Annotated in this window: 17 protein-coding genes; 7 read left to right on the top strand and 10 right to left on the bottom strand. The window is 45.8% G+C overall.

Annotated features, from left to right (window positions below; translation table 11 throughout):
- Positions 1-64: 64 nt before the first annotated feature.
- The 6 genes from GXP65_RS16025 to pspF all read right to left on the bottom strand — a co-directional run bounded on the left by GXP65_RS16025 (position 65) and on the right by pspF (position 6588).
- Positions 65-847, bottom strand: coding sequence for an ABC transporter ATP-binding protein (locus GXP65_RS16025; RefSeq protein WP_005425767.1), 783 nt, complete (start codon positions 845-847; stop codon positions 65-67).
- The gene (locus GXP65_RS16030; RefSeq protein WP_005425745.1) at positions 844-1839 is read right to left on the bottom strand and encodes an oligopeptide/dipeptide ABC transporter ATP-binding protein; all 996 of its coding nucleotides are present in this window, start codon (positions 1837-1839) and stop codon (positions 844-846) included. The genes GXP65_RS16025 and GXP65_RS16030 overlap by 4 nt, the downstream gene beginning before the upstream one ends.
- Complete coding sequence (locus tag GXP65_RS16035; protein WP_005529315.1) at positions 1839-2726, bottom strand: ABC transporter permease subunit; 888 nt, start codon at positions 2724-2726, stop codon at positions 1839-1841. Before GXP65_RS16035 ends, GXP65_RS16030 begins: the two co-directional genes overlap by 1 nt.
- Positions 2713-3675 (bottom strand): ABC transporter permease subunit, encoded by a 963-nt coding sequence (locus GXP65_RS16040; RefSeq protein ID WP_045418232.1) that lies wholly within the window; start codon positions 3673-3675, stop codon positions 2713-2715. The genes GXP65_RS16035 and GXP65_RS16040 overlap by 14 nt, the downstream gene beginning before the upstream one ends.
- The gene (gene sapA / locus GXP65_RS16045) at positions 3675-5294 is read right to left on the bottom strand and encodes an ABC transporter substrate-binding protein SapA (RefSeq protein WP_038889494.1); all 1620 of its coding nucleotides are present in this window, start codon (positions 5292-5294) and stop codon (positions 3675-3677) included. The genes GXP65_RS16040 and sapA overlap by 1 nt, the downstream gene beginning before the upstream one ends.
- A gap of 283 nt (positions 5295-5577) precedes the next feature.
- A complete protein-coding gene (gene pspF, locus GXP65_RS16050) occupies positions 5578-6588 on the bottom strand; it encodes a phage shock protein operon transcriptional activator (protein WP_005425749.1) in 1011 nt (336 codons plus the stop codon).
- Positions 6589-6821: 233 nt separating this feature from the next.
- Between pspF and pspA the strand changes: the two genes are divergently transcribed.
- The 7 genes from pspA (at position 6822) to GXP65_RS16085 (ending at position 14135) form a co-directional block, all read left to right on the top strand.
- Positions 6822-7493, top strand: a complete 672-nt coding sequence (pspA, locus tag GXP65_RS16055; RefSeq protein ID WP_005425704.1) for a phage shock protein PspA — start codon at positions 6822-6824, stop codon at positions 7491-7493.
- Between the two features lie 14 nt (positions 7494-7507).
- Positions 7508-7741, top strand: coding sequence for an envelope stress response membrane protein PspB (gene pspB, locus GXP65_RS16060; RefSeq protein ID WP_005425720.1), 234 nt, complete (start codon positions 7508-7510; stop codon positions 7739-7741).
- Positions 7734-8123, top strand: a complete 390-nt coding sequence (gene pspC, locus GXP65_RS16065) for an envelope stress response membrane protein PspC (protein WP_005425740.1) — start codon at positions 7734-7736, stop codon at positions 8121-8123. Before pspB ends, pspC begins: the two co-directional genes overlap by 8 nt.
- Before the next feature lie 156 nt (positions 8124-8279).
- Positions 8280-9311: an efflux RND transporter periplasmic adaptor subunit gene (locus tag GXP65_RS16070; protein WP_050910059.1), complete on the top strand. Its 1032-nt coding sequence runs from the start codon at positions 8280-8282 to the stop codon at positions 9309-9311.
- 1 nt (position 9312) lies between these two features.
- Positions 9313-10398: an efflux RND transporter periplasmic adaptor subunit gene (locus tag GXP65_RS16075; protein ID WP_162093251.1), complete on the top strand. Its 1086-nt coding sequence runs from the start codon at positions 9313-9315 to the stop codon at positions 10396-10398.
- A complete protein-coding gene (gene vmeI / locus GXP65_RS16080) occupies positions 10395-13505 on the top strand; it encodes an efflux RND transporter permease subunit VmeI (RefSeq protein WP_162093252.1) in 3111 nt (1036 codons plus the stop codon). Before GXP65_RS16075 ends, vmeI begins: the two co-directional genes overlap by 4 nt.
- A 69-nt stretch (positions 13506-13574) precedes the next feature.
- On the top strand, positions 13575-14135 hold the full coding sequence (locus GXP65_RS16085; protein WP_005529300.1) for a DNA-3-methyladenine glycosylase I: 561 nt from the start codon (positions 13575-13577) through the stop codon (positions 14133-14135).
- A gap of 105 nt (positions 14136-14240) precedes the next feature.
- Here the strand turns inward: GXP65_RS16085 and GXP65_RS16090 are convergent, their stop codons facing one another.
- From GXP65_RS16090 to GXP65_RS16105, 4 genes are all read right to left on the bottom strand, one after another.
- Positions 14241-15824, bottom strand: a complete 1584-nt coding sequence (locus GXP65_RS16090; protein ID WP_162093253.1) for an SgrR family transcriptional regulator — start codon at positions 15822-15824, stop codon at positions 14241-14243.
- Positions 15825-15829: 5 nt separating this feature from the next.
- The gene (locus GXP65_RS16095; protein WP_005425706.1) at positions 15830-16045 is read right to left on the bottom strand and encodes a hypothetical protein; all 216 of its coding nucleotides are present in this window, start codon (positions 16043-16045) and stop codon (positions 15830-15832) included.
- A 173-nt stretch (positions 16046-16218) separates the two neighbouring features.
- Positions 16219-17073 (bottom strand): lipase secretion chaperone, encoded by an 855-nt coding sequence (locus GXP65_RS16100; RefSeq protein WP_162093254.1) that lies wholly within the window; start codon positions 17071-17073, stop codon positions 16219-16221.
- Between the two features lie 13 nt (positions 17074-17086).
- Positions 17087-17989, bottom strand: coding sequence for a triacylglycerol lipase (locus GXP65_RS16105; protein ID WP_038889487.1), 903 nt, complete (start codon positions 17987-17989; stop codon positions 17087-17089).
- Positions 17990-18176 lie beyond the last annotated feature (187 nt).

The following is an 18176-nucleotide window of genomic DNA, read 5'->3' on the forward strand; positions in this document are numbered from 1 at the left end:
ATGCAGGCTTTGTTATTTTTAGAGGAAGGTTTTTAGAGGAAGCGAATACGTACTCGCTCAATCTTTAGTGGTTTGGCGCCTTGTAGAAGTGGCTCTCTACCAATCGCTGAGTAATCGCATGCTCTGGATTGGTCAGCACTTGGTTTGTTTCACCAAACTCCACCACTTCGCCTTCATGCATCACCATTACTTTGTCGGTAATGTGTTTCACGATGCCAATATGCTGAGAAACGTAAACAAACGACAAGCCCATCTCTTCTTGTAACTCTAAGAATAAGTTGATGATCTGAGAGCGCATCGCCATGTCTAGACCGTTTAGTGCCTCATCAGCAACGATGATGGAAGGCTGCAGGATAAGAGCACGAGCAAGACAAACACGCTGCTTCTGACCTGCTGCAAGCATTTGCGGATAGAAATAAGCATGCTCTGGCAGCAAACCTACGCGCAACAGAGTATCTTTTACACGCTTCATACGTGCATCCGGCGGCATGTTAGTGTTTCGTTTTAACGGGCCTTCCAAAATGCGGCCAATCTGAATACGCGGGTTCAAAGAGGTGTTTGGATCTTGGAAAATCATGCGAATTAGCTTACAACGCGTCGAGTAATCTTCGTGTTCAAGGCGCTCACCGTTTACACGAATCTCACCGGAACTTGGCTCAACCACACCCGCTAACATTCGTGCTAGGGTTGATTTACCTGAGCCGTTTTGGCCAATAAAGCCAATAGTTTGACCCGGCTCCAGGGTAAAACTAACTGGTTTAACCGCTTCTTTGACTGTGCGTTTAAACAGACCTGAGCGCGTGACAAACTGTTTCGATAGGTTATCGACTTCAAGCAACGCACTCATGAATGTTTCTCCGTGTTCAATGGGAAGTGACAGCTAAATTTATGAGTCTTGATACGTCTCGTATGGGGTATCTCGACACATTGTCTTTGTGCATAAGGGCAACGAGGCCCCAAGCGACAGCCGATTGGCAAGTGCTGCAAAGGGGGGATTGACCCCGGTAGTGATTGCAATTTCTGCTTATGAGGAATCCAATCATTAAAGTCGGGCATTGCTTTGAGCAGTGCCGCAGTATATGGATGCTTCGGAGCCTCAACCAGCTTCTCGGTGTCAGCGGATTCAACCGATTGGCCGCAGTACATTACCGTAATACGATTCGCCCATTGAGTAATTGTGGTTAAGTCATGGCCAATCAACACAATCGTGGTGTTGTTGAGCTGATTCATTCGACTCAACAAACGTAGGATTTGTGACTGCGTGATTGGGTCAAGGTCGTTGGTAGGTTCATCGGCAATCAAGATCTTTGGCTTGGTTGCAATGGCCATCGCGATCATGACTTTCTGACATTCACCGTCGGTTAGCTCGTAAGGGTAGCTGCCCATCAAGCGTTTGTGATCTTTGATGCCCACTTTGTGGAGTAGGGCAATCGCCTGCTTTTTACGCCATTTAAATCGTTCCCACCATTTTCCTTCGAAAGAGCGAGAAGGGATCGATTCGATCAATTGACGTCCTACTTCTTCAGAAGGATCTAAACAGGTCGAAGGCTCTTGGAAGATCATCGCGATATCGCGAGCTATCACTCGTCGGCGCTCTTTCGGTGTCAATTGAAGCAAGTCAATGTTACCAAGGCGCATTCGGTCCGCGGTGACTTTCCAGTTGTCCTTACAAACGCCAACAATTGCTTTGGCAACCAGACTCTTACCTGAACCTGATTCGCCCACTAGACCACGGATTTCCCCTTCATTTAGGGTAATGCTCATGCGGTCGACGGCTTTCACCAAACCTGATGGCGTTTCAATTTCAATGGTTAAATGTCGAATATCTAGTAACGGCATTATTCGATCCCCGCATTGAGCGCTTGGCGTACACCTTCACCCACTAAGTTTAGAACAACCACGGTAAACATAATGGTGAGACCCGGTAGCGTCACGGTCCATGGTGCGATGTAAATCAGCTCAACAGAGTCGCCAAGGATTGCGCCCCATTCAGTACTTGGTGCTTGAGCACCCAAACCAAGGAAGCCTAGTGCTGTGATATCTAAAATTGCTACAGACAGTGCCAGTGTGATTTCTGCCGCGATAACAGTGAGTACGTTTGGCAGAATCGAGTTCCACAGTAAGTAGAAGTCATTGGCACCATCTAGGCGAGCCGCCATGATGTAGTCTTTTTCTACTTCCGTATGGACCGCGATGTACACCGAGCGAATAAAGCGCGGAATCAAAGCCAAGCAGATAGCCAGAAGGATGTTGAACTCACCAAAGCCAAGGAAAGCCACGAAGATGATCGCCAGTAGTAGAGATGGGATCGACATTACGGTATCGAGCAAGTGGTTCAAAGTACTCGATAACAGACCTTTAGTCATGCCTGCCAGAACACCAATAAAACAGCCAATCAAACCAGCAATGACCGTTATGGCGACGGCTGCACCGAATGTCAGCTGAGAACCCATAATCAGACGTGAAAGGATGTCACGACCCAAATCGTCTGTGCCAAGAAAGTAGTCCACGGCGCCTGCTGGTGCCCATGATGGAGGCACAAGTAGTTCGCCCGATTGAGCTTGTGGATCATAAGGCGCAAGTAATGGCGCAAAGATGGTGATCAGGATGATGAAAATCAGACACCACAAGCCAAACATTGCCAAGCTGTTGGCACGGTAGCTACGCCAGAATCGTTCGAACTGAGTTGGAATGCGTTCTTCCTGATAAACGTTATTTGTTAGCATACCATTCCTTTCTCACCAGAGGATTAATCATGGCACCAATCAAATCCGAAAGGATGTTGGCAGTTAAAACAAGGGTTGCTAGCACCATTACGCCTGCTTGAATGGAAGCGTAATCTTGATTTGAAAGTGCATCCAACAACCAACGACCAATACCCGGCCAGTTGAAGATAGATTCAGTAATGATCGCTAGCGTGATCATGCTAGAAAGCTGAACACCAACTTTTGGCACAATAGGCGGAATGGCGTTACGTAGCACGTGCTGTGTCACGATCTCGCGGTTGGATAAACCTTTGATTCGTGCAGCACGGATGTAGTTTTGGCTCATCACTTCTGCCACTGATGCGCGCATTAAGCCGATAACTTGGGTAGTAGGAGCAAGCGCTAATACCAAACATGGCAAGATCATGTGTTCGATAACGCTTTGCAGCGCGTGTGCTCGGTATTCACCTTTTGCCATGAAGGCATCAATGATGGCGAAACCTGTTACGTGGTCGATCTCGTACAGTAAGTCATAGCGGCCAGCAACGGGGAACACGTGATACTGCAACGAGAACATCATGATCAACATCAGCGCAACCCAGAAGATAGGCGCCGAGTAACCAGACATAGAGATAAATGAGATGCTGGTATCTAACCATTTACCCTGTTTCATGCCTGCAACCGTGCCCAGCGGGATACCGATAAGCAATGAAACGACAAAGGCAAAGAAACACAACTCGAGTGTTGCAGGGAAGACAATGGCTAACTCATCGTAAATTGGATTGCCGTTTTTGCTGATACCAAAATTGAGCTGTGACAGCTCAACAAGGTAGCTTTGCCAACCTGCCCAAAATTCAACGTTTGCCCAATGAGAACTCGGATCCAAACGCAATAGCGAAAAGCCCACTAAAGTGAGAATCATCAAAGTGATGACAAATAGATTAAGACGTCTTACGGCGTACCAAAACATTAATGGATTCTCTCAACTCTATCAAAAGGTTGTGCATTGAAAGGGCTCGATTTAAAACCTTTCAGCGATTTGTCGTGGACACGGAATTGAACGCCGTGAGCCAATGGAATAACTGGGAATTCTTCATTGAGAATATTCTGTGCTTGGCGATATAGGTTCAAGCGGTAACGTTGCTGTTGAGTTTCTAGTGCAAGATCCAACAAGAAGTCAAAATCATCGTTACACCACATCGAAACGTTCAAACCAACGCGTTCTGATTCACAAGACAGCAGAGGGCGGAAGAAGTTATCCGGATCGCCCGTATCCCCAATCCAACCAGTGAGCAGCAAGTCTACATCATTGATGTTTTCCAGTTGTGTACGTTCAAAGCGGTCATCAGTCAGCAGTCGTAATTCGACGCCAATGTCTGCGAAGTTTGCTTGAATCAGCTCTGCGGTCTTACGCGGACTTGGGTTAAAGGCACGTGGTTCCAATGGCACCCACATAGTCAATTGGAGACCTTTCTCGTAACCCGCCTCTCGAAGAAGGGCTAGAGCATAATTACGGTCATAACGTATTTTCACGCTGTCTTTTTGGTAAGCCCAAGAGTTAGGTGGAAGCAGGGTATAAGCTTGAGTGCCAGTGCCGTAATACACTGAATCAAGAATGTTCTGGCGGTTGATCGCTAGGTTCAATGCTTGGCGAACACGAGCATCGCGCAGAGCTGGGTGTTCAGTGTTAATCGCGATAAATGAGACGTTATTAGCAGGCGTTGCGGTTAACTCTAGCTCTTCCGTTTCTTGAATGATTGGAATCTGACTCGAAATTGGTGATGCAAGCACATCACACTCGTTTCTGAGCAGCTTAGCGAGTGTGCCAGTACCGCGGTGAGAAATGTCGAACACCACCTGCTCCATTTTGGCTGGCGACTTCCAATATTTAGGATGGCGCTCAAGACGAATCAAGTCGTTCACTTGGTACTCTTTAAGTTGGTAAGGACCAGTACCGATAGGTAACATATCGATCTGTTCTTTCTCATCTTTTGCTGCGAGTTGCTGGCCATATTCGGCAGAAAGTAGCACGGCATGACTGGTCGCAATATTGGCTAAAAAGGCAAAATTAGGTTGAGAGAGCACAAACTTCACTGTGTCGTTATCCACAGCAACAACATCTTTCACCAAGTTTTGGAAATCTAAACCTGCAAACCATGGATAAAAACCACCACCGACGTCGTGAAACGGATGGTCTACATCAATGATTCGCTTGAAGCTGAATACCACATCTTGTGCATTAAAAGGTCGGGTAGGTGTAAACCATGCTGTCTTTTGAAACTGAACACCCTGTTTAAGATTAAACGTGTATTCGGTACCTTCTTCATTAACGGACCAATTTTCTGCAAGATTTGCAACGGGTTGATGGGTTTTGGGATCAAGTGTGAGCAGCGTATCGTATAGCTGAGGGCTAAGTGCTTCGGCAGTGATACCGCTGTCAATGAGCTGAGGGTTAAACGTGGTTGGCTTACCTTGCCCACAAAACACAAAGCCATTCTCTCGAATATCATTGTGATCGATTTCATCACCACATGCGGTGAGTAAGCTAATACCAATCAGGCTCAGCGATAGTCTTATAAAAGCTTTCATAATATGAAATGGTCATTGGACTTTGCTTGCTCCCTCAGCTTTTTGCTTCAAGGATGACAAGCGAAAATGATCTCGCTAATTTATCACCTTTGCCAACTCGCTCCAAACATAAAATCGTTGAGTCGCGGGGTGTTAGATCAAATTACCGTATCATTGTCTGGTTGTTGACCTTATTTGCCTCTCAAATTGCTCACTAATTTGTGTAAAACACTCGCGTTTACTAAAACCGCTTGTTTTCCTTCAGTATAGTGAGCCATTACTCGAGTGAGAGGGCATGTGGCAATTATCCTTGACCGACTAAGCCATATTTTCTGACCATACCTCTAAGCTGGTGGTAGCTTAACCCCAATAATTCTGCGGCTTGGCGTTGGTTAAACTTCGCTTCTTCTAGTGCTCGGTTGAGCAATTCAATATCTTGATCTTCTTGCCACTGCTTGTAATCCAGAGGGAAGTGGATTGCGGAGTGCGGAGTGGCCTCTGTTGTCTCGGTTTCTTCCTGAGCGGCAGTGTGGCCGAGTGAGTTATCCCAACCCGTTTGAAATGGGTTGAAGATAAGGTGTTCGATAGGATCTGAATTGAGACCGTGACGATAGATTGCTCGTTCAATCACATTCTTTAATTCACGAACGTTGCCCGGCCATTCGTAATCGAGCAGTGACTGTTGTGCCTCTTCCGTAAAGCCAACAAAGTATTCCAACTGCAATTCACGACACATCTTGATCGCGTAATGCTCGGCAAGGGAAAGGATGTCTTCTTTTCGCTCCCTCAGTGGCGGAAGCATAATGACATCAAAGGCCAAACGGTCGAGCAAATCCGCACGGAAATCCCCTTGTTCTGCCAGTTTTGGTAAATCAGCATTGGTTGCACAAACCAAGCGAACGTCTGCAGTTAATGCAGTGTGTCCACCAACGCGCTCGTATTCGCCATATTCAATCACACGTAGGAGTTTTTCTTGAACGAGGAGTGGCGCGGTCGCCAATTCATCAAGGAACAAGGTGCCACCTTCGGCGCGTTCAAAGCGGCCTTTATGCTTACCTTTCGACCCTGTAAATGAACCCGATTCGTGACCAAACAGCTCTGAGTCAATCAAACCCTCGCTTAATGTCGCACAGTTTAGAGAAAGCAGTGGCTTATCCCAACGCTTTGATAAATAGTGTAAACGTTGCGCGATGAGCTCTTTACCTGTGCCTCGTTCCCCAATAATAAGAACGGGCCGCTCAATCGGCGCAAGTTGTGATACTTTATCTAATACGGCGAGAAAGGCGGGCGATTCACCAATGAGGTTCTGCTTCATAAAATCCTTCTTATTTTCTGTCTGGCCAAGATTTACAGTATTGAAGTTGGTGAAATTTACCAACAGTTGGTAAAAACCATCATAGCATAACGGTATGCAACAACAACAAAATGCGTAAGCTATTGTTTAATATAGATAATAAAAGTTGGCACGCTACTTGTTATATGTAAAGGGAGACACAAGGTGAATCACCACCTTGTCGAGTTTTAATAGGAAAAAAGAGGAGTTCCGTTATGGGTATTTTTTCTCGTTTTGCAGATATCGTTAACTCAAACATCAGTGCATTGCTAGACAAGGCGGAAGATCCTGAAAAAATGATCCGTCTTATCATCCAAGAAATGGAAGACACACTTGTAGAAGTGCGTACTAACTCGGCGAAAGCGATTGCAGACAAAAAAGAGTTGGCTCGCAAAGTCGAAGCACTAGAAGAGCAAATCACTGAGTGGGGCCAAAAAGCAAGCCTAGCACTCGTGAAAGAGCGTGAAGATTTGGCGCGTGCTGCTCTGATTGAAAAGCAAAAGCTAGAGCAAGTGATTAAAGGTCTTCACACTGAACAAACACTTGTAGAAGAAACGATCGAGAAGCTAACAGGCGAAATCGGTAAGTTAGAAGCAAAAATCACGGAAACTCGTGCGAAGCAACAAGCGCTAGCAATTCGTAACCAAACGGCATCTAACCGTCGTGATGTACAAAAGCAGCTACATGCAGGTCGCACAAACGAAGCGATGGCAAAGTTTGAGCAATACTCTCGTAAGATTGACGAGATGGAAGCGGAAGCAGACCTATACGCGAAAACAGGCAACGCAAAGTCACTAGACCAAGAGTTTGCCGAGCTACAAGCACAAGACGAAATTGAAAAAGAGTTGGCAAAACTGAAAGAACAGATGTCATCGAACGATAAATAAGAAAGGAGCCATTTATGTCGACATTTTTTATTACTGGACCATTGATTGTCTTTTTAATCTTTGTCGCTCCACTATGGCTTTTCTTACACTATCGCAGCAAACGCAAAGCAGATAGTGCACTGTCGAGCCAAGATCTTGAGCGCCTTCAGGTACTGTCTGAAAAAGCGGAAGCGATGCAGTCTCGAGTTGAAACATTGGAGCGTATCCTAGACTCAGAATCCCCAACGTGGAGACGTAAGTATGATTAAACGAGAACTGTATCGTGACCCAGTAAATGGCAAGATCTCCGGCGTGTGTGCCGGAGTCGCAAACTACTTTGGCGCGGAAGTTTGGTTGATTCGTATCGTTGTGATTTCTGCTGCTTTGTTGGGCGGTACTTTCCTAGTCTTGTTGGCTTATATTGCGATGACCTTCATGCTAGAAAAGCAGCCGGTGACCTACACTGAAAACATTAAGTCTCGTCAAGAGCACACGCTCAAAAGTAAGCCTTGGCAGAAAGGACAAAGCCCAGATCAGCTGTTAAGTGTATTAGAGAGCGATTTTAATCGTCTTGATGGCAAAATCCGTAATATGGAAGCGTATGTCACTTCTGATACTTATCGCGTAAACAGAGAGTTTAATAATCTCTAGTGATTAGTTACTGATTTATTGATAAAGCAGGCTACGGCCTGCTTTATTTTTGTCTCAAATTGCTATTTTTAAAGAATTTTTTTGCTCTGATGCTCTAGAAGAACGCCCCAAATTCATCTACTTTAAAAGGAATGGATCTTAAATGGATGAATTAACATGAGAAAAGCGCTCATTCCAATCGCTGTCATGACGGTTCTCTCAGGATGTGGAAAAGAGCTACCACCAGTCCCTGAACCCGAATCTCGGCCCGCCAAACTCTTCACGGTCTCTGTAGGCAATGCTCAGTTTGAAAGACATTTTCCTGCCACCACAGAAGCCGGCGACCGAGCAGTACTCGCATTCCGAGTGCCAGGTTTACTTCAATCAATAGAAGTGAATGCTGGACAAATGGTTAACAAAGGCGATGTACTTGCCGTACTCAACCCTGACGAGTACTCACTCCTAGAAAAACAAGCTCGCGCGAATTACACCTTAGCCGATGTTCAATACGAACGTTCGAAAAAGCTTCGTAAAGAGCAAGTGGTGTCCGAGCAAGATTTCGACGCAGCAAAAGCCAATCACAACTCGGCAAAAGCACAGTGGAATCAGGCTAAAGCGAACCTGAGATACACTAAACTTGTTGCCCCTTATGACGGCACAATTTCTTATCTTCCTGCTGAAAATCATGAATACGTGGCGGCCAAAGAAGGCGTCATGAACATTCAAACCAATCAAGTGATGAAAGTGCTGTTCCAGCTACCAGACCACTTGCTGAGTAAATTTACTCAAGGAGCCAATGCGTACGCGACGATGACGTTTGATGCGTTTCCTGAGCAGTCGTTTGATCTGACTTTCCAAGAAATTGATACTGAAGCGGACCCAAAAACCGGCAGTTATAAAGTCACCATGGTAATGGCACGCCCTGAAGGGGTAGGTATCTTGCCTGGTATGTCTGGGAACGTACATTTAGTGTCTGAAAATGCGGGCGCAACAAGAATCCCGAGTTCAGCGATCTTCACTGAAGATGGTAAGACGTGCGTTTGGCGAGTCACTGACCAAGGCATTGTCGAAAAAGCGTCTGTCACTCTAAATGAGAAACAACAAATTGAGGCGGGCTTGGATGATGGTGACCAAATCATCGTATCTGGGGTGAATGTCATTGAGCCGGGTATTAAGGTTCGTGAGTGGGTGAAGGAGCGAGGATTGTAATATGAAAGGAGTCTTAGCTTTAACCACTCTATGTTCGGCGATATTACTTGCTGGCTGTGGTGATAAAGGGCCGGAAAGAGAATTAGAAACCCCTCGTGTTCGCGTTGCTTCCTTGGAAGGAAAAAAGGTTGATGACAACTTGTATTTCCCCGCTGTAGCGAACGCTGCTGATCGTTCACATCTGAGTTTCCGTGTAGCGGGAGAGGTAAGTCGCGTATTAGTCAAAGAAGGCGACAAGGTTATTAAAGGTGACGTGATTGCCACGCTAGACCCAACCGACTACCAACTGGATGTCGATAACGCATCGGCACGTTTTTCTGTTGTAGACAGTCAATATCGCCGTTCAGCGCCTCTAGTGAAAAAAGGCTTACTGGCGAAATCTCAATTTGATGAAATTGCAGCACAACGCCAAATTGCACTCGCGGAACTGGAACTTGCAAAACTGCGTTTGTCATTTACGGAGCTGAAAGCACCAGTTGACGGCATCATCTCTCGCGTAAACGTCGACCAGTTTGAGAACATTCAAGTTGGTCAATACATTGTGAACATTCACAGTGTGGACCGCGTTGAGGTTCTGATTCAGCTCCCAGATCGTTTGTATGTGAACCAGCCTCCGACAGAAGAGCTTTTATCGGGCATCAATGCCGTGGTTCGTGTACCGAGTGGTAACGAATATGAAGCGCATATCAAAGAGTTTACAACACAGCCTGATCCAGACACTGGCACGTTTACTGTGACGCTGTCGCTGCCAATGCCTAAAGATGAATACATTCTTGACGGTATGGCAGTGGATGTAACATCAAAAGATGAGAAAACAGGTCTCGATCTCAATATCGGCATCAACGTGCCAATTGAGGCGATCTTCAATGCTGATGGTGATGATCTGAGTCGCGAGAACAAGTTTGTTTGGGTCTTGAATGACGACAATACGGTGACTCGTAAGCAAGTCCGCGCTGGCAAAGCGTCACAGACCTCGGTACAGATTCTCGATGGCCTAGAGCTTGACGACAAAGTGGTTGTCGCTGGTGTTTCCCGATTAAGAGATGGCATGAAAGTGGAAGTGGTTAAGCAGGAGGCAACTCAATGAGTGAACAAAACAATGTTGTGCCTCAAAAAGATGATGATGAAAACGTAACGGGCATCGCGGCGTATTTCATTCGTAACCGTGTAATCAGTTGGATGGTATCGCTGATCTTCTTGATTGGTGGTGTCTCCGCGTTCTTTGGTTTAGGCCGCCTAGAAGATCCGGCCTTTACGATCAAAGATGCAATGGTAGTGACTTCTTACCCTGGAGCAACCCCACAACAGGTTGAGGAAGAGGTGACTTATCCACTGGAGAAAGCCATCCAGCAGCTCACTTATGTGGATGAAGTTAACTCGATTTCTAGTCGTGGTTTATCACAAATCACAGTGACCATGAAAAACAACTATGGTCCAGATGACTTGCCGCAAATATGGGATGAGTTACGCCGTAAGGTCAACGATCTAAAAGGCTCATTACCGCCGGGTGTGAACGAACCGTCGGTCATTGATGACTTTGGTGATGTATATGGGATCTTGCTTGCGGTCACTGGTGATGGCTATAGCTATAAAGAACTGCTCGACTATGTTGACTATTTGAGGCGTGAGCTTGAACTGGTTGATGGGGTGAGCAAGGTTTCGGTTTCAGGCCAACAACAAGAGCAAGTCTTCATTGAAATTTCGATGAAGAAGCTAAGCAGTCTTGGTCTTTCTCCAAATACCGTCTTTAACTTACTGTCGACCCAAAACGTCGTTTCTGACGCCGGTGCGATAAGAATTGGTGACGAGTACATCCGCATTCAACCAACTGGTGAGTTCCAAAGTGTTGATGAGCTTGGCGATCTATTGTTGACCGAGTCGGGTGCACAAGGGCTTATCTTCTTGAAAGACGTTGCCGAAATTAAACGTGGCTACGTCGATGTCCCAACCAACATCATCAACTATAACGGCCAATTGGCGCTGAACTTGGGTGTTTCCTTTGCTCAGGGTGTGAACGTCGTTGAAGTGGGCAAAGCATTTGACCGTCGTGTTGCAGAGCTGAAATACCAACAACCCGTTGGCGTTGAGATTTCAGAGATCTACAACCAACCGAAAGAAGTGGACAAGTCGGTCAGTGGTTTCGTTATCAGCTTGGCACAAGCGGTTGGTATCGTAATCGTTGTTCTCCTCTTCTTTATGGGTTTGCGCTCTGGTTTGCTGATTGGTTTGATCTTGTTGTTGACCGTATTAGGTACCTTCATTTTCATGAAGTACTTAGCCATCGACTTGCAACGTATTTCACTTGGTGCCTTGGTTATTGCCCTAGGTATGCTGGTGGATAACGCCATCGTGGTCGTGGAAGGGATATTGATAGGTACCCAAAAAGGGCGAACGAGACTGCAAGCTGCAACAGACATCGTCACGCAAACCAAGTGGCCACTATTGGGTGCGACGGTTATCGCGGTCACCGCATTTGCGCCGATCGGTTTGTCTGAAGACTCGACGGGTGAGTACTGTGGTACCTTGTTTACGGTACTGCTTATCTCGCTAATGCTGAGTTGGTTCACTGCAATCTCGCTAACGCCATTCTTTGCGGACATCTTCTTCAAAGGCCAGAAAATTAAGAGTGGCGAGGGCGAAGACAATGACCCATACAATGGCATTGTGTTTGTCATGTACAAGAAGTTCTTGAGCTTCTGTATGCGCCGCGCATGGTTCACTGTTGTTGTGTTGGTTGCGGGACTGGCGGCAAGTGTCTACGGGTTTACCTACGTTAAACAAGCCTTCTTCCCATCTTCAACCACGCCTATTTTCCAATTGGATGTGTGGCTGCCTGAAGGGACAGATATTCGAGCGACGAATGACACGCTGAAAGAGCTGGAAGGTTGGCTCGCTGAGCAAGATCACGTTGATCACATTACCACTACGGCTGGTAAAGGCTTGCAGCGTTTCATGCTGACTTATGCGCCAGAGAAAAGCTACGCAGCTTACGGTGAGATCACCACGCGTGTTGAGAACTATGAAGCTTTAGCGCCATTAATGGATCGCTTTAGAGAGCATATCAAAACCAACTACCCAGAAATTAACTACAAGTTAAAGCAAATTGAATTGGGTCCTGGCGGCGGAGCGAAGATCGAAGCGCGTATCATTGGTTCTGATCCTGCTGTGCTTCGCACTATTGCAGCGCAAGTGATGGACGTAATGTACGCCGATCCTGGTGCGACTAACATCCGTCATGACTGGCGTGAACGTACACAAGTGCTAGAGCCTCAATTTAACGAGAGCCAAGCTCGTCGTTACGGCATCACCAAGTCTGACGTTGATGATTTCCTATCTATGTCGTTCTCGGGCATGACGATCGGTCTATACCGCGATGGCACTACACTAATGCCAATCGTTGCGCGACTACCTGAAGATGAGCGTATCGACATTCGTAACATCGAAGGCATGAAGATTTGGAGCCCTGCGCAGAGTGAATTTATTCCTCTACAACAAGTGACCATGGGCTACGACATGCGTTGGGAAGACCCAATTATCGTTCGTAAGAACCGTAAGCGCATGCTAACGGTGATGGCAGATCCGGATATCTTAGGTGAAGAGACGGCTGCAACACTGCAAAAACGTCTGCAGCCAGCGATTGAAGCCATCGAAATGCCACCGGGTTACTCGCTAGAGTGGGGGGGAGAATATGAATCATCAGGCGATGCCAAGGCGTCATTGTTTACGACGATGCCGATGGGTTACCTGTTCATGTTCTTGATTACTATCTTCTTGTTTAACTCAATCAAAGAGCCACTGATTGTTTGGCTAACGGTGCCTCTGGCATTGATCGGTGTAACAACCGGTCTACTCGCCTTGAATACACCGTTTGGCTTTATGGCATTGCTAGGTTTCTTGAGCTTATCAGGTATGGTGCTGAAAAATGGTATCGTACTGCTTGATCAGATTGAGATTGAAATGAAGTCGGGTAAAGAAGCGTACGACGCAGTTGTGGATGCCGCGGTCAGTCGTGTTCGTCCTGTATGTATGGCAGCAATCACGACGATTCTAGGTATGATTCCACTACTACCGGATATCTTCTTTAAACCGATGGCCGTAACCATCATGTTTGGTTTGGGTTTTGCGACCGTACTGACACTAATTGTCGTTCCAGTGTTGTATCGTCTATTCCACAGGGTAGCAGTACCAAAATAACGACTGAGTTTAAGTAACGTTCTAAAGCGCCTCTGGCTAACGTCAGGGGCGTTTTTATAAGGATTGAATATGGAACAAAATACGTGTGCATGGGCGATGAACCATCCACTTGAGCGTGAATATCATGATGCAGAGTGGGGTGTACCCGTTTATGACGATAACGTGTTGTTTGAGTTCATCACGTTAGAAGGCGCGCAAGCCGGTTTAAGTTGGATTACGATTTTGAAAAAGCGAGAAGGCTATCGCCAAGCATTCGAAAACTATGACTTAGATAAGCTCATTCAACGTGATGAAGTACGTACTGAGTTCATCGTTGAAAACTTCGACGTGGTTAAGCACCGTGGCAAAATTAACTCGGTATTTAGCAACGCTAAAGCGGCAAAGCAATTAATCGAAGAATACGGGAGCTTATCAAATGCTCTATGGCAGTTTGTTGATGGCAAACCTATAGTGAATCATTGGACAGACATGAGCCAAGTGCCAGTCTCTACGGAACAGTCCAAAGCAATGAGTAAGTTCCTTAAAAAGAAAGGCTTTAAGTTTGTGGGCGAGACGATCTGCTATGCCTTCATGCAAGCAGTCGGTATGGTCGATGACCATATGGTAAGTTGCCCGAAAAAATCCAACTGATCGGTTTTGCTTATTGAATAGCGAATGTTGAAGGAGACTGGCATTAGCGAAAGAGTGTTGTCTAGAGAGACTTAGCACCAAGTAAAGCCAGTTACCTTTTAAACATTAATTGGGCTGTATCCAAAGCTTGGAAAAGTTACACCAACCAATGGTATTGATTTCAACTCCTGCCACTCTGGAAGGGATCGTTAAGGTTAAATCTTCCGTCGCTAAAATCGATAAAATGTTTTGCTCTGCTAGTTCATGAAGCAAAGTATTGATCAAGGCTTTTCTTTCCTCAGAACAAGAAGCGTATCGAGCTAGGTTGAGTACTTCTTCTAAGCGGCTTTGTTGGCGCCAAGTCATACATTGTTGCCAATAAGGGTAGAGTTTGAAAAAAGCGAACAAGCTGGTGCTCTGATCCCCCTCCAATCGAATCCCACCTAGGGTGATATCTTGATTCGAGATAGCGCGCCCATACTCAACTTGATGTGACTTATTTTGGTCAGAAGATGAAGGCAACGCTGCTTGAAGCTTCGCAGAAAACTGGCGGCTTTCATTATTGTCTTCGTAACTAAAACTGATCGGGAATGGCAAAGCTAAACTGCATTTTTCATCACGACTCATTAGGGTAGAAAAGCCTTGTTTGATTGAGTCAGTTTGCAGATCTTTATGATTAATAAGTACATAGAAGTGGCCGATGTTTTGCGTGCTGACTTGGTAATTCTCCTCTCCTGATTCAAGAAAAAAGAAGTTTTCTGCGCATTTCTTATCCTGCTTCCACTCTTCATGGATCCAAATTTCAATGTGTTTTGTTAATGCAGTTTGTCCACAGTAATGTTCATTTCGGTTGAGTCTCAAAACCTTATCTGAATTGATATCGACAGAAAATGGGCCAGAACCAATGGGTTGGAACGCCAACTTTTCACTGTGAACAAAACGACTAGGAAGAATGGACGTTTCGGCCCGACTCAATAACGAAGGAAGTAATGGATCGGGTTCACTGAGATTGATTTCAACGCAGTAAGGTGTCACTGCAGAGATGGCATCAATGTGGTCATACAAACCACGCCAATAATGGGAGTTCACTAGTGCATTTAAGCTAGTTACGACGTCTTCAGCGGTCACATTCGTCTTGTCATGAAACATCGCACTGCTGCTTAAATGAAAGCGCCAGCAAGTGTGGGAGTGCGAACTAGACCAATGGTGTGCGAGATTGGGGTGAATGGCGCTTCCATCGTGGCTTACTAAGGTCTGAAATACCTCGTGGATTAAGTGGCGTTCAGTACGTCCCATCGCAAAGTGGGGATGAAGCCAATCCAGTTTACGATGAAAGGGGGCATAGATGGTGTTTTCGCTGTTGTTGGCGGTATGAGCCAAGTATCGTTTTAAGTTGGAGGCGACACTTCGGTCATGGAAACCAACAAGCTGGTGGGCGAGATCATATCGCTCTTGGCCAATTGCGTGGTCAACGGCCTGATAGCAAGCGGTGACCGGTTCTTGTAAGCAAACTAATTCACCTTTCTGACCGCGTCCTTTCATGGGAGTCCATGTCAGCCATTGATACTCGCCCATTTGTTTCAATAGCGTGCGAGCGTGACGATCACTGCAATGGAAAGCATCCGCAATCTCGCCAATGTGAATATGGGTTTTTCCGGGACCTACTTTCTTGAATAGATCCTCATACAATTCCAGCTTACGTTTATTCATTGTTTTTATCGTTGTTCTTTTTGAGCTTCGGGATGCGCACTGCCATTGTCTGATACGAGGGAGAGGGCTTCTTCGCTGAATTGGGTTGTATCAAAGACCTCGTCTAAACGTTGGATTCTCTCGGCAGGCGTTAAATAGAACATCTTAGCCAAGAGCCCACGCTTCATCTCGTAATTATGGCTGGTTTGAATAAAGTTTACGATATAACGGAATGCGCTCATTGTTTAGTACCTCTTTGTTTTGGGAACAAATAGGTTAAGTGACGAGACAAAAATAAAACCGGAACAGATTTTTAGTCTGTTCCGGTTTTATCGGATGAGGCACTCAAATTGTCTGTATGCGAAGGGAGTAGAGCGAGAGACTCTCACTATTAAATCGTACCGAACTCCTTGTTTTATCTTTGCTCGCTATCATGAATTCTTTCTAATGCTTCGATGCGACGCCACTGTTTTTCTTCAAAACTCTGTTCTCTTAGTCCGGCAATTTCTAATTTCTTTTCTTCCTCGCCGAGAAAATCGTTGTTCAAGATCTCCGCTCGCTTCTTCAAATAGTCATCGAGTGAGGTATTGAAAGCCGCTCGTTTGTCATCCAGCGCTTGGAGGCGCTGAGCACCTTCTTCACCGACTAAATCAACACGAGTCAAATACTTCTCTTGTGCGTCCATTCCTGAGGCTTGATTAAGCTGCAAGACCAGTGCGTTATTACGCTCACTTTGTTGAATGTACTCAGGTTGTGCAGCGAGGGTTTCTTCTAGCATTTGTTGATGAGTATTCGCATCTAACTTGGCTGCTTGAATAGCAAGCTTATCAATTGCTAGTTGGCGTAGGCGGTTTTCTTCATCGAACAGTTGGGCAATTTGCTGGTCAGTAAAAAATGTTCTTTGCATCGCTAGGATCGCATCATCGAGCCGCTTTAATTCTTGTAATGATAATGACCCCCCTTCAAAAGGTTCCAGCTTAGAGAGTGCTTCTTTGTAAGCGAGATAAGTGTCGAACAACTCAGAACTGATGCCGAGGGCGTTTTTCTGCAACTCACCAGCATTCACAGTCGCTTTTATCGCTTCAAGGTCTTGCTCTCCCAAACTGCTTAAAGAGTACTCGAAGAAATCTTTCTGCGAGGATAGGTCAACAGTGGTGTCTTGTTGTGATTTCGCCTTTATTAGGTGCGATGATTGAGGTTGGTACAGGTAAGCCGCTCCTACACTAACCAGTGATACAACGGACAATGTGATAAGAGCGACTTTTTTCATGATGGCTTCCTTATTATAAACCCTGTAGTTTCAGGCGATTAGCATGCTGGCGATATAACGTCACTGGGTCAGTCTCGAAGAGGTGGTGGATACCAAGCAGTCCGTTTATTTCATCCAGATGATTCATCTTGTAATCATCACGAATAACTTTGCCGAGGTGAGTGCTACATGCATCGACAAGACCGTCGTTGGGGCCATCAAATGCCAAGCCTAAAACCACCATTGCACCGTCAGTTGGGTCAAATAGGTTGGTAAAGTTCGAAGAGCCTGTCCATGAATAGTAATACACGCCATTCGATGCCAATAAGTCGCCGTCTCCACATGCACTGGTTGGAATACCTTCAGGATAATATTGGTTGAACTCAAGTGAGCCCTCAGTAGTGAGTGCGGCTAAAGAAGCAAGCGGATCTTGGTCAAGATCGGAACCACCAGACAGTAAGTTGATCAAGGTTACAAGTCCTTCTGCCAACTTTACTGCTACGCCTTCACTGATGGAGCCTTCTGGAACGGTGTTTCTTACGATGTCCGCCACTTTGGAGCCTTTGTTCACACCACCAATGCTAGTAACAGATGCCACTAAATCGGGACGTATTGAAGCAACGTAGCGTGTTGTCGGGCCGCCATGGCTATGCCCAATCAAGTTAACTTTTTCTGCACCTGTTGCGGCAAGTAGCGTTTCAACTTGAGCAAGAAGCTGCTCTCCACGTGCCTCGCTGCTGTTGGTCGCAGACACTTGCGCGACATAAACCGTTGCGCCATCTTTGGTTAGAGAGTGTGGGATGCCATAAAAGTAATCCACTCCGGCAAGGGTATCGAAGCCGAACAGTCCATGAACGAGGACAATGGGGTATTTGGTTTCTGTGTAACCACTGGCGTTGGCAGATGCAAAGGGTAAGGTGCTTAAAACGAAAAGCATTGTTGTTATGAATTTGAGTTTCAAAACTATCTCCTTGTGGTATGATCTCTTGTCAATTTTATAAATTAGAAGATAAGTTTTGAGGATGAGAAGTTCATTTGCAGCGCATTTTCTTGTTCTGTGATTACTCAAAAGAAAATCAACAGATTCAATGAACATTAAACTCATGAATATTAGAATGTTAGTT

Source organism: Vibrio sp. LB10LO1 (assembly GCF_010092875.1).
Classification (GTDB): Bacteria; Pseudomonadota; Gammaproteobacteria; order Enterobacterales; family Vibrionaceae; genus Vibrio; species Vibrio campbellii.